18 protein-coding genes are annotated in these 19017 nt (G+C 63.8%); 10 read left to right on the plus strand and 8 right to left on the minus strand.

Features of this window, described 5'->3' with window-relative positions; translation table 11 throughout:
* Positions 1 to 1062: a YeeE/YedE family protein gene (locus QF118_RS07360; protein ID WP_282301979.1), complete on the minus strand. Its 1062-nt coding sequence runs from the start codon at positions 1060 to 1062 to the stop codon at positions 1 to 3.
* A 227-nt stretch (positions 1063 to 1289) separates the two neighbouring features.
* Between QF118_RS07360 and QF118_RS07365 the strand changes: the two genes are divergently transcribed.
* Positions 1290 to 1712 (plus strand): cupin domain-containing protein, encoded by a 423-nt coding sequence (locus QF118_RS07365; RefSeq protein ID WP_282301980.1) that lies wholly within the window; start codon positions 1290 to 1292, stop codon positions 1710 to 1712.
* Between the two features lie 66 nt (positions 1713 to 1778).
* Positions 1779 to 3008 (plus strand): MFS transporter, encoded by a 1230-nt coding sequence (locus tag QF118_RS07370; RefSeq protein WP_282301981.1) that lies wholly within the window; start codon positions 1779 to 1781, stop codon positions 3006 to 3008.
* A gap of 95 nt (positions 3009 to 3103) precedes the next feature.
* Here QF118_RS07370 and QF118_RS07375 read toward each other — a convergent pair whose 3' ends face one another.
* Positions 3104 to 4426, minus strand: coding sequence for a ferredoxin reductase family protein (locus QF118_RS07375; protein WP_282301982.1), 1323 nt, complete (start codon positions 4424 to 4426; stop codon positions 3104 to 3106).
* A 159-nt stretch (positions 4427 to 4585) separates the two neighbouring features.
* Between QF118_RS07375 and QF118_RS07380 the strand changes: the two genes are divergently transcribed.
* Both QF118_RS07380 and QF118_RS07385 read left to right on the plus strand, forming a co-directional pair.
* On the plus strand, positions 4586 to 5458 hold the full coding sequence (locus tag QF118_RS07380; RefSeq protein ID WP_282301983.1) for a 50S ribosomal protein L11 methyltransferase: 873 nt from the start codon (positions 4586 to 4588) through the stop codon (positions 5456 to 5458).
* A gap of 107 nt (positions 5459 to 5565) precedes the next feature.
* Positions 5566 to 5910, plus strand: coding sequence for a hypothetical protein (locus QF118_RS07385; RefSeq protein ID WP_282301984.1), 345 nt, complete (start codon positions 5566 to 5568; stop codon positions 5908 to 5910).
* Between the two features lie 112 nt (positions 5911 to 6022).
* On the opposite strand, the gene QF118_RS07390 is transcribed toward QF118_RS07385, so the two are convergent.
* Positions 6023 to 6175 (minus strand): DUF1127 domain-containing protein, encoded by a 153-nt coding sequence (locus QF118_RS07390; RefSeq protein WP_282302427.1) that lies wholly within the window; start codon positions 6173 to 6175, stop codon positions 6023 to 6025.
* A gap of 366 nt (positions 6176 to 6541) precedes the next feature.
* Here QF118_RS07390 and ruvC point away from each other — a divergent pair, with 366 nt between their 5' ends.
* The 5 genes from ruvC to QF118_RS07415 all read left to right on the plus strand — a co-directional run bounded on the left by ruvC (position 6542) and on the right by QF118_RS07415 (position 9941).
* A complete protein-coding gene (ruvC, locus tag QF118_RS07395; protein WP_282302428.1) occupies positions 6542 to 7030 on the plus strand; it encodes a crossover junction endodeoxyribonuclease RuvC in 489 nt (162 codons plus the stop codon).
* Positions 7027 to 7695, plus strand: a complete 669-nt coding sequence (gene ruvA / locus QF118_RS07400) for a Holliday junction branch migration protein RuvA (protein WP_282301985.1) — start codon at positions 7027 to 7029, stop codon at positions 7693 to 7695. Before ruvC ends, ruvA begins: the two co-directional genes overlap by 4 nt.
* A 9-nt stretch (positions 7696 to 7704) precedes the next feature.
* Entirely contained in the window at positions 7705 to 8733 is a 1029-nt protein-coding gene (gene ruvB / locus QF118_RS07405) for a Holliday junction branch migration DNA helicase RuvB (protein ID WP_282302429.1), read from the plus strand.
* 93 nt (positions 8734 to 8826) lie between these two features.
* Positions 8827 to 9459 (plus strand): hypothetical protein, encoded by a 633-nt coding sequence (locus QF118_RS07410; protein WP_282301986.1) that lies wholly within the window; start codon positions 8827 to 8829, stop codon positions 9457 to 9459.
* A gap of 119 nt (positions 9460 to 9578) precedes the next feature.
* On the plus strand, positions 9579 to 9941 hold the full coding sequence (locus QF118_RS07415) for a SpoIIAA family protein (RefSeq protein WP_282301987.1): 363 nt from the start codon (positions 9579 to 9581) through the stop codon (positions 9939 to 9941).
* Positions 9942 to 9987: 46 nt separating this feature from the next.
* Here QF118_RS07415 and trpS read toward each other — a convergent pair whose 3' ends face one another.
* Complete coding sequence (gene trpS, locus QF118_RS07420) at positions 9988 to 11013, minus strand: tryptophan--tRNA ligase (RefSeq protein WP_282301988.1); 1026 nt, start codon at positions 11011 to 11013, stop codon at positions 9988 to 9990.
* Positions 11014 to 11087: 74 nt separating this feature from the next.
* On the opposite strand from trpS, the gene QF118_RS07425 reads away from it, so the two are divergent.
* Entirely contained in the window at positions 11088 to 11774 is a 687-nt protein-coding gene (locus QF118_RS07425) for a rhomboid family intramembrane serine protease (protein WP_282301989.1), read from the plus strand.
* A gap of 3 nt (positions 11775 to 11777) precedes the next feature.
* On the opposite strand, the gene QF118_RS07430 is transcribed toward QF118_RS07425, so the two are convergent.
* The 4 genes from QF118_RS07430 to QF118_RS07445 all read right to left on the minus strand — a co-directional run bounded on the left by QF118_RS07430 (position 11778) and on the right by QF118_RS07445 (position 18949).
* A complete protein-coding gene (locus QF118_RS07430) occupies positions 11778 to 13265 on the minus strand; it encodes a phospholipase D-like domain-containing protein (protein ID WP_282301990.1) in 1488 nt (495 codons plus the stop codon).
* Positions 13262 to 14827, minus strand: a complete 1566-nt coding sequence (gene murJ / locus QF118_RS07435) for a murein biosynthesis integral membrane protein MurJ (RefSeq protein ID WP_282301991.1) — start codon at positions 14825 to 14827, stop codon at positions 13262 to 13264. The genes QF118_RS07430 and murJ overlap by 4 nt, the downstream gene beginning before the upstream one ends.
* A gap of 155 nt (positions 14828 to 14982) precedes the next feature.
* Positions 14983 to 17796 carry a [protein-PII] uridylyltransferase gene (locus QF118_RS07440; RefSeq protein WP_394357077.1) on the minus strand — a complete coding sequence of 938 codons (2814 nt, stop codon included), beginning with the start codon at positions 17794 to 17796 and terminating at the stop codon, positions 14983 to 14985.
* Complete coding sequence (locus QF118_RS07445; protein ID WP_282301993.1) at positions 17756 to 18949, minus strand: penicillin-binding protein activator; 1194 nt, start codon at positions 18947 to 18949, stop codon at positions 17756 to 17758. Before QF118_RS07445 ends, QF118_RS07440 begins: the two co-directional genes overlap by 41 nt.
* Positions 18950 to 19017 lie beyond the last annotated feature (68 nt).

The raw sequence follows: 19017 nt of genomic DNA on the forward strand, positions 1-19017 counted from the left end.
TTAAACCAGGGCCGGTTCGCCCCGTCCGCCCAGCAGCAGATCCATCGTCATGCCGCCGATCCACATGCAGAACAGCGCCAGCCAGGCGGTGCCCGCAAAGATCGACCCGCCGGTGACGCCCGCGCCAATCGCACAGCCCCCGGCCAGCATTCCGCCAAAGCCCATCATCGCCGCGCCGATCATTGCATTGCGCATCGGGCTGGACCCTTCAAAGCCCTGGAACTTCAGTTCTTTGGCGAAGAAGGCGGACAGAAAGCTGCCGATCACCACGCCCGGCACTAGCCCGACGTCGAATTCCAGCAAGGCGTTGCGATCCAGAAAGAACATCAGCGTGTTGGCCGAAGGGCCGGTAAAGGTCAGGCTTTCGATCTGCACCGGCTCAAAGGCGACCTGCGCCAGCGCATAGGTCAGGCCCCAGCCCAGGGCGACGGCAAACCCGACGCCCGAGGCAAAGACTAGCCGTGACCAGCCGATGTTGTTGCGGCGCGAAAGCTCGAGCGCGATCAGGGCGATCAAGAGGCCCAGAACCAGCCCCGTCGATTGCGGCAGGTGCAGCGCCGTCAGCAGGTTCATGTTGCGCCCGCCAGAGGTGATCCAGAGCGAGGCAAGGTAATCGCGGATCGGACCAAGCCAGCCGGTCAGGCTCATCTGGGCGACGACGGCAAAGATCAGGCCGGACACGACGGATCGCAGGTTTCCGGTGGCGGCCAGCACCAGCAATCGGCCCGAACAGCCGCGCGCCAGAACCATGCCCGCCCCGAACAATAGCCCGCCGATGATCGCGCCGGACCAACTGCCCGGAACGGCCATCATCCGGGCCTCGGTCGTGTCGATGAACCCCAGCATCCGCGCGCCCTGTACCCAGACCACGGCGGTCGAAAAGGTCAGCAGCCAGACGGCGACCTTGTCCTGCATCATGCCACGCGCGAATTCGACCGTGGCCGCCCGCAGGCAGAACCGCGACCGCTGCGCCGCGATGCCAAAGGTGATGCCGGCGATCATTCCGAACAGGGCTGCCGTCGGGCCCTCTCCGATGCGTTCGATAAGGGGGATGATGTCCATGCGCGTTCTCCTGATCCCTTGGGATGCGCGCATACATGCCGCGGGTGGAATGCTTTTGCCTTGATTCAGATCATCCCTGCCGGGCCCGTGAATAGCGTGTTCGCGACTTGGGTGTCGGAAACAGGCCGCGCGATTGCGAAGCGGCATAGTCGCATTTGGGTCAGCCCTGCACTGCGATTCGCCGCAAAAGGGGAAATCGACCGTCGCGTGATAGAAGGAGACACGCCATGGAAATGCAGATGGCCCAGATGCTGGGCGCCGCAATGATCAAGATGCCCGTCGTGGCCAACGCCGACCATGCTCCGCTGGAGGGCGGTGAAGACCCGGCATTCGGCACCGTCCGCTGGCGCACCTTGTTCGATGCCGAAAGGAACGGCACCAATGACATGGTTCTGGGCGTTGCGGAATTTGGCCCCTTTGGCACGCTGAACGCGCATCGCCATGCCCCCGCCGAAATCTATTTCGGCCTGTCGGGCAGCGGCATCGTCACCATTGATGGCGTGGCCCATGATCTGCAACCCAACGTCGCGCTTTATATTCCTTCTGACGCCGAGCATCACACCCTTGCGGGCGAAGAGGGGCTGCGCTTTCTCTATGTCTTTCCGCGCGCCCGGTTTGCCGATGTCGAATATCGGTTTTCGCCTGCATGACACCTGTGCATTTGCGCAGGGTCGTTTTGCTCGCCAAGTGTCATGAAAGGGCGTAAAGCCGCTTTCATGACACCGATCCAGCTTGCCGATGCCCAAAGCCTGCCGATCTGGCGCAGGCCCGTGACGCTTCTCTTTCTCATGGCGATTGCCATGCCTCTCAGCTTTGCGACCTGGTCGGCGCTGCTGAACAACTTTGTCATCGAGGCGGCGCAGTTCGACGGCAGCGACATTGGCTGGCTGCACACCGTCCGCGAAATCCCCGGATTTCTGGCCATCGGCGTGATCCTTGTGTTGTTCGTGATGCGCGAACAGGTGCTTGCGCTGGTCTCGCTGGCCTTGCTGGGGGTCGCCACCGGTGTCACAGCCTGGTTCCCGACGATGGGAGGGCTGCTGACCATCACGCTGCTCAGCTCGATCGGGTTTCACTATTACGAAACGGTGAACCAAAGCCTGCAGTTGCAGTGGTTGCCCAAGGACCGCGCCCCGCAGATCCTGGGCCTGATGATCGCCGCCGGGTCTGCCGCGACGCTTGTGGCCTATGTGCTGATCGTCATGACGTGGCAGGCCTTGGAGCTGTCCTACAATTTCGTCTACCTGGTGTCGGGCAGCCTGACGTTGATCATCGTGGCCTATTGCGCCCTGGCCTTTCCACAATTCGAAAGCCCGAACCCCCAGGTCAAGAAGTTCATCCTGCGCCGCCGCTACTGGCTGTATTATGCGCTGCAGTTCATGGCGGGCGCGCGGCGGCAGATCTTTGTCGTCTTTGCGGGGTTCATGATGGTCGAGCGCTTTGGCTTCGAGGTACACCATGTCACCGGGCTGTATTTGATCAACCTTGTGGCCAACATGCTGATCGCCCCGGTCTTTGGCCGCGTCGTGCACCGCTATGGAGAGCGCAATTCGCTGGCCTTTGAATACATCGGCCTGGTGATCGTGTTCCTGCTTTACGGCGGGGTCTACTGGTTTGGCTGGGGCGTGGTCCTGGCCGCGACGCTTTATGTTCTGGACCATATCTTTTTCGCGCTTGCCCTGGCGCTGAAGACCTATTTCCAGAAGATCGCCGACCCCGGCGACATTGCCCCCACGGCCGCCGTGGCCTTTACCATCAACCATATTGCCGCCGTGGTGCTGCCGGCGCTGCTGGGCTATCTGTGGCTGGTATCGCCGGGGGCGGTGTTCGGGCTGGCGGCGGCGATGGCCTCGGTCAGTCTGGGGCTTGCCCTGCTGATCCCGCGCCACCCCGAACCGGGGAACGAAACGGTGTTTTCCGTGTTGGCCCCGGCGCCAGCGGAATAGCCCGTCAAAGCAAGGCCCCCCGCAGGGCAAAAACCGTGATGGCGATGACGATCACGGCGGTCAGCGCCCAAAAGGCAAACCCGATACGGCGGCGGCTAGTCATAGCTGAATTGCTCCAACAGGATGTTGCGGGACGGCACGCCCATCTCCATCAGCGCGGTTTCCACGGCCTCCAGCATGGGGGGCGGTCCGCACAGCACAAAGACCCAGCGTGTCAGCGCCTCGGGTGGAAGGTGGCGCAGCAGCAGTGCCTGCGTGACAAACCCAGCCTCGCCGGTCCAGCCCTTGGGCGGGTCTGACAGCACGTGGACAAGATCCAGATCGCCGGCCTGTGCCATGGCGTCCAGTTCGGGGCCGCAGGCGATCTGCGCGGTTTCGCGGTTGCCATAGAACAAGGTGCGCGGGCGGGGATCGCCGTCCGCCTTCAGTTGGCGCAGGTGCGACAGCATGGGCGCGATGCCGACACCGCCTGCCACCAGCGCGATCCCCTCGGCGCTTGGGTGGCGATCCAGCGTCAGCGCGCCAAAGGGCGCGTCGACATAGGCGCGGGTGCCGGGGGTGATTTGCCCGATGCGGTTGGTGAAATCCCCCAGTTCCTTGATCACAAAGCGCAGCTCGGTCCCATCCGCGGCCGGGGCAGAGGCGATCGAGAACGGGTTTTCGTTCAGCGAAAAGGCGCTGCGCCCAAGGCTGATCCAGGCAAAGTGCCCGGGCTTGTAGCGCAGGCCCTTGTGCCCGTTCGGGGCCAGGCGCAGCTCCCATATGCGGTCGGCCAGCGGGGTGACGCCGGTGACGGTCCAGGGATGGGCCAGTTTGTACAGCGGTTTGGCCAGGTAGACCCAGGCCAGCGACAGCACGGCGATGGCGAACAGCCCGATCCACAGCCAGGCTAGCTGCGGCGCTTCGCTGTAGCGCCCGGCGCGCAGGGCATGCAGCACGCCAAAACCGGCAAGGGCCAGCGCCATGACGCCGTGAAAAAACCGCCAGATTTCGTGCCGGTACAGCGCATCGCGTTGCAGCGCCATCACCATGACCGCGCCCAGCAACAACCACGCCAGGATACCCGGCCACAACCCGGCAAAGCCGAAATCCAGCGCTTCGCTGCCCGGGGGCGTCTGGCCATGGCGATAGCGATGCGGGCCGCGATACAGGAACGGGTGCAGCAGGATCATCACGGTGGCGGCGCGCGCCAGCAGCTGGTGCATCCGCATGGTCACATCCATGCCCATCCGCCCCGATATGACGCGGAACCGGCCCGACAGCACGAATTCGACAAGGATGATGGCCAGGCCCGTCAGGCCCAGGCCGGTGGCCAATTCGTTCCACAGACTGCGCGCCGGGGGGCCGAAAAGCACCGCCAGCGCCATGGGGGCGCAGACCACGACAAGGTAAAGGATGGAAAGCAGGCTGGCTGGCATGGTCGTCCCGGATGGTTTGTCCCTGCGTAACACGCGCGGGCCTTGCCACAAAGATGCATTGCCTGTGGTCCTTTGGCCTGACTTGCGGGGCCGCCGTTTCCGTGCCAAACCACCGCAACCCGCCCGATCTGTCGGCATCCATTGTCAGGGACATGCACTATGGCCACCTTTACCGCATTCACCAAGCTGCCTTCCAAAGACCTTGCCGAGGCGCTGGGCGAAGCCATGGAAGGGTTGGACCCCGAGCCCACGGGCGTTGGCGTCTTTGAAATCGAGGACGGTTCGGAAACCTGGGAAGTGGGCGGCTATTTCCTTGAGGAACCCGACGACATCGAACTGGCGCTGCTGGCCGCGGCCTATGGCGCGCAGCCCTTTGTCGTCTCTGAGGTGCCCGATACCGATTGGGTCGACAAGGTGCGGCGCGAATTGACGCCGGTCGTGGCAGGGCGCTTTTTTGTCTATGGCTCGCACGATGCCGACAAGATCCCCGACGGCAGCGTCCCGCTGTTGATCGAGGCGGCGATGGCCTTTGGCACCGGTCATCACGGCACCACCCAGGGCTGCCTCGAGGCGCTTGATCGCCTGGCGGGTCAGGGCTTTGTCGGCAAATCCGTGGCGGACATCGGCTGTGGCACTGCCGTTCTGGCCATGGGCGCGGCCAGCATCTGGCCGGATGCGGTGATTGCCTCGGACATCGACGAGGTCGCCGTCGAGGTTGCCGAAGCGAACGTGCGCGCCAATGACCTGACCGGCAAGGTCGCCTGCGTCGAGGCCGCCGGCTTTGGTCACCCCGATCTGGCGGCGCGTGCGCCCTATGATCTGGTCTTTGCCAATATCCTCAAGCAGCCGTTGATCGACCTGGCGCCGGACATGGCCAGCCACCTGTCGCCGGGCGGCTATGCGATTCTGTCCGGCATCCTGACCCGTCAGGCCGACGAGGTCGTCGAGGTTTATGCACAAAACGGCATCAATCAGGTGCGCCGCGATGTGATTGGTGACTGGGTGACGCTGACCTTGCAGAAATCAAAGTGATTTCAGGTCAGATTTGGGGAAAAGTCGAGACGTCTGCCCCATTTGCGCCATAATCTATGGGTAATTGTGTCGAATATCCGGTGGGGGCCGGTTATTCGGAGGCTGCCATGGACAGCGCGCTTCAAACTTTCGAAAAACGCCAAAAGGCCCTGCGCCGCAAGCACGAGCGCATGGCGCGCGGTTACGTGAACAAGCTGGATCGCAACGGTCTGATCACCCAGCGCCCCGACAGCAAGCTGGGCGGCATCCTGTTCAAACTGGTGATGCTGGTCGTGCTGGCCATCGTGGTCAGCAAGATCCTGTTGCTGGCCGCCCTTGGCCAAGAGGCCTATCTGACCCATCTCACAAACCTGCAAGCTGGCGGTACGGCCGAACAGGCCGGTGCCTGGCTGATGCAGATAGATCCGGTGACCGCAAAGGTCGCCGAAGGGGTCGCCTTGATACTGAATTGAAGGATTGGTTCCGGGTAACGAGTCCTCTCTCTTTGTTGGCTCATGCAATGAAAAAGGCCGCGCTCCGGTTTCGGGCGCGGCCTTGATCGTTCAGGGTGACTTGGGGTGCGGCTCAGAAGCGGCGCGCAACCTCTTCGATGTCGCCACGGCACAGGCCGATATCGTCCAGTTCGCGGTCGGTCAGGGCGCCCAGGCTTTTGCGGGTCAGGCGCGCATCGTTCCATGCGGACAGCATGGAGACGATGTTGACAACGAAATGGCCCATGCGGTTCGCGGTGTGGGCGGTGGCGTAGTGGCGGTTCACGTCATAGGTGGACATTGGCGGGCTCCTGGGAGGGAAGGGAATCTATTTTCTGCCCGGCAAGTAGGCAGAAAAAGAACACCGGGCAAGGCCGGAAAACGCATGGGTTTTATGCAGTTTCTGCATAGCGGCATTGTTGGTTAAGGCATGGTAAATGCTGCCATAATTTCGCCATTATTGCTGTCGCTCACGGCATTCAAAGTGGCGGTTTCAGACCTTGCGGGTCGCTTGTGGATAACCGGTGTCGCAAACGGGCGTTGGCGCCTTTTTGCTTGGCCAATGTTCGCCTTTCGTGCTAACCGTGGCTGCAAAACAACAATGGCGGGCAGGATGCGGATATTGGGCATAGATCCGGGGCTTAGAAACCTTGGATGGGGCGTCATCGAAGGCGAGCGTGGGCGATTCCGTCATGTTGCGAATGGGGTGATTCACTCTCCGGCGGGGGAATTGGCGCCGCGCCTGTTGTATCTGCACCAGCAATTGACCGAAGTTTTCACCCGGTTTCAGCCGGATACGGCGGCGGTCGAACAGACCTTTGTGAACAAGGACGCGGTGGCGACACTGAAACTGGGGCAGGCGCGGGCGATTGCGCTGTTGGTGCCCGCGCAGTTCGGATTGGAAGTCGGCGAATACGCCCCCAACAAGGTCAAGAAGACCGTCGTTGGCGTCGGTCACGCGGACAAGAACCAGATCCAGCACATGGTCAAGATCCAGCTGCCTACGGCGGTGTTGAACGGGCCGGATGCGGCGGACGCGCTGGCGATTGCCATTTGTCACGGGCATTATTTCGGGGCGCAGCAGTTGAAGGTACGGGCATGATCGGACGCATCGCAGGACGCATCGAATACAAGGGGCTGGACAGCGTGCTGATCGACGTGCGCGGCGTGGGCTATGTCGTGCATTGCTCTGACCGGACGCTGGCCGGGCTGCCCGGCGTGGGCGAGGCGGTGGCGCTGTGGACCGATCTTCTGGTGCGCGAGGACCTGCTGCAACTGTTCGGCTTTCCGACGATGGTCGAAAAGGAATGGCACCGGCTGTTGATGAGCGTTCAGGGAGTGGGGGCCAAGGCGTCGCTTGCGATCCTTGGCACGCTTGGGCCAGACGGGGTCAGCCGGGCGATTGCGCTGGGCGACTGGAACGCGGTCAAGGCGGCCAAGGGCATCGGTCCCAAGACCGCGCAGCGCGTTGTCATCGAGCTGAAGGACAAGGCGCCGACCGTCATGGCCATGGGCGCGGCAGGGCAAAGCACCCCGTCGCTGGACGACTTTGACGTGATCGAACCTGCGTCCCCCAAACCAAAGGCGGCCCCGGCGGCCAAACCAAATGCTTCGGCGCAGGCCGAGGCGCTGTCGGCCCTTGGCAACCTGGGCTATGCCCCGGGCGAGGCGGCAGGCGCCGTGGCACAGGCCGCTGGCGACGATCCCGAAGCCGACACCGCCGCCCTGATCCGCGCCGCGCTGAAACTGCTGGCGCCCAAGGGGTAATCGCGGATGATCACCGAACCCGATCCGACGCTGCGGCCCGAAACCATGCCCGAGGATTTCGACCGCGCCCTGCGGCCCCAGATGCTCGAGGATTTTGTCGGGCAGGCCGAAGCGCGTTCGAACCTGCGCGTGTTCATCCAGTCGGCCCGCACACGGGCCGAGGCGATGGACCACACGCTGTTCCACGGCCCGCCGGGGCTGGGCAAGACGACGCTGGCGCAGATCATGTCGCGCGAACTGGGGGTCGGGTTCCGCATGACCTCGGGGCCGGTGCTGGCCAAGGCCGGGGACCTGGCGGCCATCCTGACCAATCTCGAACGCAACGACGTTCTGTTCATCGACGAAATCCACCGCCTGAACCCGGCGGTCGAAGAGGTGCTGTACCCGGCGATGGAGGATTTCGAGCTGGACCTGGTGATCGGCGAAGGCCCGGCCGCGCGCACTGTCCGCATCGAATTGCAGCCTTTCACGCTGGTTGGCGCCACGACGCGGCTGGGCCTTTTGACGACGCCGCTGCGCGATCGTTTCGGCATTCCCACCCGGTTGAACTTCTATACGATAGACGAGCTTGAGATCATCGTTTCGGGCAATGCCCGCAAACTGGGTGTTACGGTCGAAGGCGACGGAGCGATGGAAATCGCCAAACGGTCGCGCGGGACCCCTCGGATCGCCGGGCGCCTGTTGCGCCGGGTGGTGGATTTCGCCGTGGTCGAAGGCGGCGGCGTGGTAACGCAGAAACTGGCCGACAATGCGCTGACGCGGCTGGGGGTCGACAGCCTGGGCCTGGATGGTGCCGACAGGCGTTACCTGCGGCTGATCGCCGAGAATTATGCCGGCGGCCCGGTGGGCATCGAAACCCTGTCCGCCGCCCTGTCCGAAAGCCGCGATGCGTTGGAGGAAGTGGTCGAACCCTACCTGCTGCAACAGGGCCTGATCCAGCGCACGCCGCGCGGCCGGATGCTGGCGCAGAAGGCCTGGGACCACCTGGGCATGGCTGCGCCAAAGGCCCCGGGCCAAAGCGATCTGTTCGGCAAATAGCGGGGCATTGCAGGGCTGGTCCTTGGCCCCGCGCTGCGGCATAAGCGGGCGCGAAAAAGGCCACTAGCTGGGGGATCGGCCATGGATGCCGCCATGACACCCGAAGACATCGAGGCGCTGTTCACCCGCAGCGACGACAGCTTTCAGTTTGCCCGCTGGGGCCGCCCCATCGTGCCCATCGTCTTTGGCGTCAAGGACAAGACGCTGGAGGTGGTCAAAGGCGCCTTCGAGGCGCTGTGCGTGCTGTCCGGTCACAAGATGGCCGAGACAGACCCGGAACTGGGCGCCAACACCATGGTGTTTTTCTTTCGCGATTGGGACGAACTGCTTGAAGTGCCTGACCTTAACCGGTTGATCGACGGGCTTGCCCCCATGGTTGAACGGCTCAAGCAAGGCGGCGCCAACCAGTACCGCGTCTTTCGGTTTGACCGGCAGGGCGCGATCATGGCGGGTTTCGTCTTTGTCCGGATGGACGAGGCGATGGCGCAGATCCCGGCGGAAACCCTGGCCTTGTCGCAGGTGGTTCAGATCATGCTGCTGTGGTCGGACACGGCCTTTCGTGACCGATCCCCGCTGGGGCAGCTGGGTCAGGGGCAGGTGGTGCTGCGGCCCGATATCGCCGCGGTCATCCGGGCAGCCTATGATCCGATTCTGCCGGCCGCGACGCAGGACAAAAGTCATGCCCTGCGGTTGTTTGCCCGCACCCAGATCGCGCCAAAGGCGTAGGGCGCCGGGCGCTGTCTCAAAATAACTTACCTAGCGTAAATTATTGGGTGGTTCCTGAGGGGTGCACGTGGCAAGGAACGTCAGAAACGCCTGCACAATTTCCGAGACTGCCGATGCCCTTGGCCTTTGCCGCAAATACCGAAACCCGGACAGCCGAGCTGACGATCCGGGGTCAGCTGACCTTTGAAGACTATGCCAACATCATGGGGCCCATGTGCGACCTGATCGACACCTGCGGCGAAATATCGGTCATCGAAGTCGTCGAGAGTTTTTCGGGCTTTGTCGGAGAGTTTCCCGAAGGCGAGGACGAAGGCGTGACGCGCATGCTGCGCCGTGTGGCACGCGTGGCGCTTGTGTCGGACATCGGATGGTATTGCCCCATCCTGTCAAGCGCCGCCCCGGTCGGGGGGATGAAAATCCGCTCGTTCCTGCTTGGGGATCTGGACACGGCGCGCGATTGGGTCGCCTGTCCAAAGGGCTGAAAGGGCGGGGCGCCGTGCTGCGCCCCTGCCGCGATCACAAATAGCGTCAGCGCACCATGCCGACGATGTCGTAGGTCTTTTTCAGGATCGGCGCGGCGATCTCGCGGGCCTGGTCCGCGCCTTTGCGCAGGATGGCGTCGATTTCGTCCGGGTTGGCCATCAGGCGCGCCATTTCCTGCCCGATCGGGGCCAGTTTGTCGACGGCCAGATCCGACAGCATCGGTTTGAACTCCGAAAACTGCTTGCCGCCCACCTCGGCCAGCACCTGATCAACGCTCATGTCAGCGAGGGCGGCGTAGATGTTGATCAGGTTGCGCGCCTCGGGGCGGCCTTCCAGTCCCTTGACCTCGGAGGGCAGGGCGTCGGGGTCGGTGCGGGCCTTGCGGATCTTGCTGGCGATGGCATCGGCATCGTCGGTCATGTTGATCCGGCTCATATCCGACGGGTCGGATTTCGACATCTTTTTCGATCCGTCGCGCAGCGACATGACGCGGGTGGCCGCCCCTTCGATCACCGGTTCGGGTTCGGGAAAGAAATCGACGCCGAAATCGTGGTTGAACTTTTGCGCGATGTCGCGGGTCAGTTCCACGTGCTGTTTCTGGTCCTCGCCCACCGGGACGTGGGTGGCGTGATACACAAGGATGTCGGCGGCCATCAGCGCCGGATAGGCGAACAACCCAAGCGATGCGTTCTGCGCATTCTTGCCGGCCTTGTCCTTCCACTGGGTCATGCGCTGCATCCAGCCCATGCGGGCGACGCAGTTGAAGATCCAGCCCAGCTGCGCGTGCTCGGCCACCTGGCTTTGGTTGAACAGGATCGACCGCTGCGGATCGATCCCCGAAGCGATGAACCCGGCCGCCAGTTCGCGGGTCTGGCGGCGCAACGCCTCGGGGTCCTGCCAGACGGTGATCGCGTGCTGATCGACCATGCAATAGACGGTCTGCATCTTGTCCTGCTCGGCGGCAAAGCGTTTCAGCGCGCCAAGATAGTTGCCAAGGGTCAGCCCGCCCGAAGGCTGGATGCCGGAAAAGATGCGCGGCGTGAAGGCGGGGTCTGTCTGGCCCGAAGACATGATGCTACTCCGTCTGGATGTTTTGTTGCGGCTGGCTTACCCATGCCCATAGATGCCGTCAAGGAAGTGCCCCAATGTCAAACCCGCATAATGAAAGCCCGGTAAACCCGCTGCCGCCCGTGGTGGTGGCCCTGTCGCTGGTGCTGATCGGGATCGAGCTGGCCTTTGGCATGGGCGCCCGAGGGTTGATCGGCGGCCCGGCTGCGGTTGGCTGGCGCGCCGAATACGTGCAGAAGTTCGCCTTTTCCGACCGGGTGTTCGAGTGGATGCGCGACACCGGCGAATGGCCGCTGGAACAACTTTTGCGCTTTGCCTCGTACCCGTTCCTGCACTGGAGCTTTACCCAGGCGCTGTTTGCCGCCGTCATCCTGCTGGCCATGGGCAAGATCGTCGCCGAGGTGATGGGCAGTGTCCGGATGCTGATCCTGTTCTTTGCGTCCAGTATCGGCGGCGCGCTGGCCTATGCGCTGATCCTGAACGATCCGACGCCGCTGGTCGGGGCCTTTCCGGGCGATTACGGGCTGATCGGTGGCTTTACCTATTTGCTGTGGGTCCGGCTTGGGCGGGTCGGGGCCAACCAGACGCGGGCTTTTTCGCTGATCGGGGTTTTGATGGCGTTGCAACTGGTCTTTGGACTGTTGTTTGGCGGCAGCAACCTGTGGCTGCCAGACATCGCGGGCTTTGCCACCGGCTTTGCGCTGTCGATCGTTCTGGTGCCGGGGGGCTTTTCGCGGCTGCTGGCAAGGATGCGCCGCGACTGACGCCTAGAACATGTCGTCCGGCAGAAAGGGTAGAAAGCGGCTGAACCGGCGTCCGGGTTCCAGCGGAAAGGGCAGCAGATAGCTGTCGCGCCCCTCGGGCGGGCGCTGTGCGTCAGTCTCGGCCATCGCGCGCCAAGTGGCGGCCTGTGTCAGCGGCCGTTCTTTGGCTGTGTCGCCCATCCAGTAAGACCCCAGATCGGCCAGCAATCCCTTGGCGAAATCCCCATCGCGGATCAGGACCGAGGCTTCGCTGTCCCAGCGCATCGAGCGCCCGTTCAGGTTGGCCGATCCGATCATGCTGTGCAGCCCGTCGACGATGGTCACCTTTGAATGCAGGTAGACCGGGCCGGCGCCATGCAGCCTTGGCGCGCCTTCGGGTGCCTTGCGCGGCTGGGCGGGCGACAGCAGCGCCAGCCGGTCCTCGAAAGCGGCGCGCAGCCGGTCCAGCGCCCGGATTTGCAAGCCGTGGGCATGGCGCGCGTTCCAGCCATGATCACCATCGAACATCACCCGTTCGGGTGCGGCGGGCATGATGACGACCAGCTGCAGGGCCTTGGCCCTGGCGGCAGCGGTGCACAGCGCATCGACCAGCGGCGCGTGGCGCAGGAACTGGGTTTCGATATAAACCAGCTCATCGGCTTCGGAGAACAGGCGGATCAGCGTCTTTTCGTGGTCTGTCACATGCGGTTTCGGCGCCAGCCGCACAGCCCCGGTGCAAGGCGCCGAAAAGGTGCGGACCAGCCGCAGGTCGGCCCGGCTTTGCGGTTTGATGGCGGTGTCGAACCGTTCGGCCCGCTGCGCCAGTGAACTGGTGCCGCAATCCAGCGCCGCGTTCCAGCATTCGGCGAAATGCCCGCGCAGGGCCCCGGCGAAATCGTCATCGGCGACCTCGACGGAAATGTCGTGCCAGGTGTCTTCGGGCGGCCGGTCGTGATCGGCATCGTCATAGCGCCGTTCGTCCACGTCCAGCCCGCCGATGATGCATGTCCTGCCGTCGGCGATGGCGAATTTCTGGTGGATGGTGGCCGGGCGCAGCACCGGGCCCCTGGCCAGAACCTCGCGTTGGATCGGGGTCAGGCGGGTCGGGTCCTCGGCCTTCAGGCGCTTGATTTCGCGGCGCAGCTTGCCGCGCATCAGGGTTTTCCAGATCGCCCCGGCGCGCTGGCCATGCGGGGCGCACAGGATCTGGGTGTCGCCCTGCACCACATCGGCAAACCCCGAGGCCGAAGCCCAGGCCTTGCGGTGCAGGTCCGAGGTGAACAGCGGATCGAAATCCGCCAACAGCATCCGTATCCGCACCCCGCGCCGCGACAGAAAGGCGATCAGGTCGGCCCAGGTTTCCAGCCCGCGTTCGGTCAGCGCCGGTTCCCGCAGCCGGGTTTCCGGGTCGAGAATGCGAAAGGAAAGGATCAGTTCATCCTGCGCCTTGGCCGCAAGCCGTTCGAGGGCGGGAAAGCCCTTGGCGGCGGTGATCAGCGGTGTCAGCGTCATGTCTCGGCGGTATCCTTCTTGCCTCTGCGCCGCAGCAGGCTGCGGATTTCGGACAGGCGGAAGGCACCCAAAAGCTGCCCCGCGATCCCGTAAGCCAGAATGCCGATCCCGATCAGAAGCACAAGGGCAAGGCCACGGACCCAGGGCTGCGCCAGCAGCGGCGCCAGCAGCAGGTGCCCGGCCCAAAGCGCCAGCCCCATCAATGCCGAGGCAACGCAGATCCGCCAGAACCGGGTGTAGAACCGGGCGTCAAAGCTGGCCACTTCGCCCATCTTGCGCGACCCAAGGAACAGTTGCAGCGCCATGCTCCAACCGGCGACGGTGGTGGCGATGGCGGGCGCGATCCAGCCGATAAAGGGGGCAAGGCCAATGGCCAGCGCCGCGTTCACCAGCATCGAGGCAAAGGCATAGCGAAACGGGCTGCGGGTGTCTTCGCGGGCGAAATACAGCGGCTGAAACACCTTTTGCAGCACGAAGGACGGCAGCCCCAGCCCATAGATCGCCACCGCCAGCGCAATTGCCGCCGTGTCATCGGCCCCGGTTGCGCCGCGCTGGAACAGCACCGAAACCAGGGGCAGCGGGATCACCACCAGTGCGACCGAGGCGGGGATCGTCAGCGCCAGCGCCAGTTCACCCGACCGCGACAGCGCCGCGCGCCCGCCGTTGTGATCCTGCGCCTTCAGTTTGCGCGACAGGTCCGGCAACAGCACGACAGTGACGGCGATGCCCACCACGCCCAGCGGCAATTGGTACAGCCGGTCGGCGGCATAAAGCCACCCAACCGCCTTTTCATAGCCCGAGGCGACGAACTGCCCGACCAGCAGGTTGATCTGCATGACGCCCCCCGCCAAAGCGGCGGGAATGGCGGTGATGACCAGGTGGCGCATGTCCGGCGTCAGGCGCGGGCGGGCCGGGCGCAGGCGAATGCCGGCGCGTTCGGCCGCGACCCAGACCACTGCCAGCTGGCCGATTCCGGCAAACGGCACGGCCCAGATCAGCCAAAAGATCGCCTCTCCGCCCAGGGTGGTGCCGATCACCATGAAGGCGATGACAAAGACGTTCAGCAGCACAGGGGCGGCGGCAGCGGCGGCGAAATGGCCCGTCGCGTTCAGCGCGCCGGAAAACAGCGCCGCCAGGGAAATCAGCAGGATATAGGGAAAGACGACGCGCCCGTAGCCGACGGTCAGGTCAAACCGGACATCACCGGCAAAACCACCGGCGGTGGCATAGACCAGCGCCGGCATGAAGATCAGCGCCAGCGCGCTGAGGATCAACAACACGAAGGCCAGACCATTCAGCGCGTCGCGGGCAAAGACCAGGGGGTCTTCCTCGCCTTCGTATTTCTTGGAAAAGATCGGCACGAAGGCCGCGTTGAAGGCGCCTTCGGCAAAGAAGCGGCGGAACATGTTGGGCAGGCGGAACGCGGCCACAAAGGCATCCATCAAGGGACCGGGCCCGACAAAGGCCAGGATCATCATTTCGCGCACCACGCCAAGGACGCGGCTCATCAGGGTCCAGAATCCGACGGTCAGGACGCCAGAGATCAATTTGATGGGTTTCATGTTTGCCTATGCCCCGGGGTTGGTTCCCTGACCTACCGCAATCCCCGGGCAGACGGAATGCAGGTTTTTCGCAGGGATCGTGCAGGGCCGGTCACGGCCCGGTCCGGTGCGCGCAGACAGCGGCGGGGGCAGACGCGGGCCTGCCCCCCCAAGTGTCAGCCATGGGCGCTTTCGCTGCCGGCGGCGATGGCATCGCGCAGCTTCTTCTCGATCTGGTCGCGCTTGGTCTTTGAGTGCAGCTTCAGCCCGAACATGTCCTTGACATAGAAGGTGTCGACCACCTGTTCGCCATAGGTCGCGATCAGCGCCGAAGCGATATAGATGTTCTGGTTCGCCAGGGTCCGCGCCAGGTCGAACAGCAATCCGGGGCGGTCGCGGGTATCGACCTCGATGATCGTGAAGATTTCGGACCCGTCGTTGTCAAAGGTGATATGCGTCGGCACCTTGAAGGCTTTTTCGCGCTTCTTCAGCTTGTCCTTGGGTTTGATCGCGTCGCGGGCGACGATTTCGCCGCGCAGCGTCTTGCGGATCATGTCGCGCAGGCGCGGGATGCGGGACGATTCGTAGGGGTGGCCTTCGGCGTCCTGGATCCAGAAGGCGGCGGTGGCATAGCCGTCCTTGGTGGTAAAGGTCCGCGCGTCGACGACATTGGCCCCGACCAGCGCCACGGCCCCGGCCAGCCGCGAAAAAATGCCGGGATGGTCCTGCAGGGCAAAGCAGACGCGGGTGGCGTCGCGGTCTTCGTCTGGGTGGATGTCGATCTTGATCTCGTCATCTTTGATGTCGCGCAGAAGATCGGCAAAGATTTCATGGGCGGTGACGTGCAGACCCTGCCAGTAGGGCGGGTAATGGCGCCCGGTTTCCACGCGCAGATCGGCGGCGGACCAGTTGGTCAGCCTGTCGCGCAGCAGCTTCTTGGCCTCTGTGCCGCGCATTTCGCGGTTGAGATCCTCCATCCCGCCTTCGAGCGCGCGGCGTGTCTGGCGATAAAGCGCACGCAGCAGCGCGGCCTTCCAGTTGTTCCAGGTGCCCGGCCCGACGCCGCGAATGTCGCAGACCGTCAGCACACACAAAAGGTCTAGCCGTTCGCGGGTTTTCACCGCCTTGGCAAAGTCGCGCACGGTGCGCGGATCGGCGATGTCGCGTTTCTGCGCCATGTCGGACATCAGCAGGTGATGGCGCACCAGCCATTCGGCGGTTTCGGCCTCTTTCTTGTTCAGGCCAAGGCGCGGCGCGACCTTGCGGGTGATGCGCGCGCCCAGGATCGAATGATCCTCGTCCTGGCCCTTGCCGATGTCATGCAACAGCAGGGCGACATACAGCACCCTGCGGTTGATGCCTTCGGCCAGGATGGTCGAGGCAACGGGCAGCTCTTCCTTCAGGTGGCCCAGCTCGATCTCGGACAGGTTCCAGATACATTGGATGATGTGTTCGTCCACCGTGTAGTGGTGGTACATGTTGAACTGCATCATCGCCACGATGGGCGCGAATTCGGGGATGAAGGCGGCCAGCACGCCCAGTTCGTTCATCCGGCGCAGGGCGCGGTCCGGGTTGCCATGCTTGAGCAGCAGCCCAAGGAACAGCTTTTGCGCCTCCTTGTCGTTGCGCATCCCTTCGTCGATCAGGTTCAGGTTGGCCTTGACCAGCCGCATGGCGCCGGGATGGATCAAAAGCCCGGTGCGCAGCGCCTCTTCGAAGATGCTGAGCAGGTTCAGCTTGTCCGCCAGAAAGGCCTTGTTGTCGCTGATGGCCAGGCGATTGTTCACCACCTTGTAACCCTGCTTGACCTTGGGCTGGCGTTTGAAGATGCGCTGGAACAGCGGCGCGCCCTTGGTATGGTCCGCCTCGAGCGAGGTCAGCAGGATGCGTGTCACATCGCCCACCGCCGTGGCGTTGCGGAAATAGTCCTGCATGAACCATTCCACGGCCCGCCGCCCGCCGCGGTCGTTGTATCCCATGCGTGCCGCCATCTCGACCTGCATGTCAAAGCTGAGCACCTCGTTCGCGCGGCCCGAGGCCAGGTGCAGGTGACAGCGCACCGCCCACAAGAACCGTTCGGCCTGGCAAAAGCCGTCGTATTCCTCGGGGCGGAACACGCCCTTGGCGACCAGTTCGGACACATCGTCGGTGTGGTGGACGTACTTGATGATCCAGAACAGCGATTGCAGGTCACGCAGGCCGCCCTTGCCTTCCTTGACGTTGGGTTCGACCATGTAGCGCTGGCCCTGCTTTTCGTGGCGGGCGTCGCGTTCCTCCAGCTTGGCCTCGACGAACTCGCGCTCGGTGCCTTCGAACAGGTCGCGCCAAAGGCGGGTGTCCAGATCCTTGGCCAGCGGCGCGTGCCCGATCACAAAGCGGTGTTCCAGCATGGCGGTGCGGATGGTGAAATCCTCGGCGCCAAGGCGCAGGCAATCCTTTACCGTGCGGGACGAATGACCAACCTTCAGCCGCAGATCCCACAGGATATACAGCATCGATTCAATGACGCTTTCGGCCCAGGGGGTGATCTTGTAGGGGGTCAGGAACAGCAGGTCGACATCGGAAAAGGGCGCCATTTCGCCCCGGCCATAGCCACCCACCGCCATCACGGCCAGCCGTTCGCCTTCGGTGGGGACGGGCAGGCGGTGCAGTTGCTGGGTCGCGACCTCGAAGGTCAGGCGCACGATGCCGTCGGTCAGCCAGGTATAGGACCGGGTGGTCCGCCGCGATCCAAAGGGTTCCTTTTCAAAGGCGGCAGCGATCTTTTCGCGCCCCTTTTTCTGGGCTTCGGACAGGATCTGGACTGTGATCTTGCGAATGTCGGCCTCGGCTGCGTCGGCGGGAAAGGCGCCGAACAGGCTTGCGCGCAGGGCCGGAAGGTCGAAGATATCGGATGCCGGCGCGATCAGATCGTCCGGCATCCGGTCTGTTTGGTTTTCGAGGTCAGGCTCAGAAGCCGGCGCCGCCGAAGTTGCTTGGGGCAGGGTCAAGGATCACCACCTGTTTGTTGCGCACGGTCGCAACGGCCAGCCCACGCTGGTTGGTACCGTCCGACATCAGACGGAATACACCGCTCACGCCGGTAAAACCAGTGCTGCGGGTCAGGGCCGCGCCGGTCAAAGCGTCACCCCTGCCTTGCGCGGCCAGCGCGCCGATGGCGGCGACACCGTCATAGGCCAGGCCCGCCAGCGGGTGCGGCGCGCTGCCATAGGCGGCGGCATAGCGGCTGTTGAACGCGTCCTGCGCCGCCTGGTTGGGCAGCGTGAACCAGGCGCCTTCGGCACCGGGCAGATCGAAAAGATCGGGGCGCACGTCGAACCGGGTCAGCCCGATATACTGGACCGAACCGGGGGCGGCGCCGTTTTCCGGCAGCATGCTCAGCAGCATCGGCATCGCAGCGTTGGTGGCATCCGTGGTGATAAAGATCGACTCGGCCCCGGCCTGCTTGGCAACTGCGCCCGCAGATTGTGCCGCGGCGGTCACGCCTTCGACCGAAAGGGTATAGGCTTCCGAGCTGAGCACCTGAACTCCGGCCGAGGTTGCGGCCTGCTGGATCGCGACCTTGCCGAACTGGCCCGGCACGTCGTCGGAATGGACGATCACGACGCTGTCCTTGCCTTGCCCCTTGGCGTATTTCATCAGGCGCTGCGCGGTGTTGGCAAATGTCGGCCCAAGAACAAAGACGTTGCCGCCCGCGATCGAGGGGTTGTTGGAAAAGCTCAGGACGTTGACGCCTTCGTCGGCGACGGCAAGGCCGGCAGCGTTTGCCGCTTCGCCGAACAGCGGACCAAGGATGATCTTGGCACCCTCATCGACGGCGCGCTGCGCCTGCGCGGCGGCCGTGCTGGAATTGCCGGCCGTGTCATAGACCCGCAGGTCGACCTTGGCGCCTTTGAGTTCCGAGATCGCAAGGCGCGTGGCGTTTTCCAGGGCCTGCGCCACCGGGCCTGCACCGGGGTCGGATTTGGGCACCAGCAGCGCGACCTGGATCGGCTTGTTCGGGTCGATCTTGGGACCGCCGGTTGATGCGCCGCCCCCCGCCGAGGGAATCATCGTGGCATCACAGGCGGATAGCCAGACAGCGGCAAGAATGGCTGCTGCGGGGCGTAACGCCTTGCGCATGGGGGACAAAACAGCAAACATGGACGGCGAACTCCCTCGTTGTCGGGCGCGGGCGTGGATCGCCCGTGCGAGATTGCGTGCGAATATAA

Source organism: Tropicibacter oceani (assembly GCF_029958925.1).
GTDB classification, from domain to species: Bacteria; Pseudomonadota; Alphaproteobacteria; order Rhodobacterales; family Rhodobacteraceae; genus Pacificoceanicola; species Pacificoceanicola oceani.